The 1849-nt window shown below is 77.1% G+C and carries 1 protein-coding gene; it reads left to right on the plus strand.

The features are described 5' to 3' along the window. Nucleotides 1-55: 55 nt before the first annotated feature. A complete protein-coding gene (locus tag ACRYR7_RS25405) occupies nucleotides 56-1807 on the plus strand; it encodes a M14 family metallopeptidase (protein ID WP_432575166.1) in 1752 nt (583 codons plus the stop codon). The last annotated feature ends 42 nt before the right edge of the window (nucleotides 1808-1849 follow it).

Consider the following 1849-nt stretch of genomic DNA (forward strand, 5'->3'; position numbering starts at 1 on the left):
CTCTCACCGGGAGACCCCCGCCGTGCGAGACGATAACAGCGCCACCCCCCCGCTCGTGCGCGTCGACGAGCACGGCTACACCGGCACCACCCTCATCGAGCCGGGCACCCCGCCGCACGGGCAGAACTACGAGTACGACCTGTACCTCAAGCACGCCTACGAGAACGCGCTGGGCATGGAGCGCGCCATCCAGGCGCTCGGGCTGCCGGAGACCACGCGCGCGGACATCCCGTTCCGCGACTTCACCCCCGGCGAGTGGGACGACTGGCCGCCGATCTTCACGCCGATGTACTCCGTGTACCACGGCGCCGTCGGGCAGACCGTGGAGTTCCCGCTGCGCGTGAACAACGCCCAGTACGACACCCTGCCCGTCGCGGAGCTGCGCCGCCGCTCCGAGGTGAACACGCGCGTCGCCGAGGCCACCATCAGCGCCGCGGTGGAGTACGCCGTGCGCAACCGCCGCCAGCTCGTGGCCGACCAGGTCGAGGTGTTCCGCCGCGGCGCGGCCGGCGAGGCGCAGCGCACCCTCGCCGACGGGGCCGTGCCCGGGTTCGGCCCGGAGGACCGCTACACCACCACCTTCCCGCGCGCCTACGTCATCCCGGCCGGGGAGGGGCAGCGCAGCGCCGCGGCCGCGGCCCGCCTCGTGGACCACCTCGTCGCCAACGACGTGCGCGTCACCCGCGCCGACGCTCCCTTCACCGCCGGCGGGGTGCGCTACGCGGCCGGCTCGCACGTCGTGGACATGCACCAGGCCAAGCGCGGCCTGGCCAACGTCGTGCTGGAGGCCGGCCGCGACATCAGCGCGGACGTGCCGGTGATGTACGACATCAGCGGCTGGAGCCACCGCCTGCTGTGGGGCGCCTCCGTCGACGTCGTGCGCGAGGGCGCCCTGGCCGTGCGCGGCACCCCCGTCGCGGTCGCCGCGCCCACCGGGGCGGTCACCGCCCGCCGCGGCGACGACCTGCTGCTGCGCCTGGACGACCCCCGCGACGTCGGCGCCGTGAACTCCCTGCTGGACCAGGGCGTGGCGCTGCGCTGGCGCGAGGACGGCACCGCGATCGCCCCGGCCGCCGCCCGCCGCGCCGTCGAGGGCGCCGCCCAGCGCTTCGGCGTGCGCGTGGAGGGCGTCGCGCCCGGCGGCTCCGGCACCCCGCTGGAGGACGTCACCGTCGCGGCCGCCGCCGGCGGCGACGAGCTGACCGCGCTGACCGGGATGGGTTTCGACGTCGTCCCCGTCTCCACCGCGGTCCTGGACGCCGGGTTCTCCTGGGAGGGCGTGGACGTGCTGTACGTGTCCACCGGCCTGGACCGCGCCGCGCTGGGCGCGCCGGCGCGCGCGGCCCTGGACGCCTTCCTCGCCGACGGCGGCGTCGTCACGCGCGGCGCGGCCGGAGCGGCGTTCAACGCCTCCGCCGACCTGCTGGAGGTCACCGCCGTGCGCGGTCCCGGCGCCGCCAACGGCGTCGTCGCGGTGGACAACTCCGGCGGGCCGCTGACCGCGCGGGCCCTGCCGGACTCCTTCGTCTACGCGCCGCTGTGGTTCACCGGCCTGGGCGAGGGCGTCGTCGCCGAGCAGCGCTACGCCTCCTCCGGCCCGCTGGTCGCCGGGCACTGGCGCGCCGGGCAGGACGGCGCCGGCGGGCAGGAGCAGGCCGCCGGGCAGGCGTCCCTGGTGCGCGGGGTGGACGAGCGGGGCACCGCGGTCGTCGCCTTCGGCACCGAGCCGCTGTTCCGCGACCACCCCAAGGGGCTGTTCTCGCAGGTGGCGCGCGCCGTGCACTGGACGGCGGTGACCGCCCGGTAGCCGGGGCGCGGCACGCGCGGGGGGCGGGGGCGCGGCGCCCCC

Origin of the sequence: Kineococcus gurbantunggutensis (assembly GCF_050871925.1) — a bacterium.
Taxonomy (GTDB): Bacteria; Actinomycetota; Actinomycetes; order Actinomycetales; family Kineococcaceae; genus Kineococcus.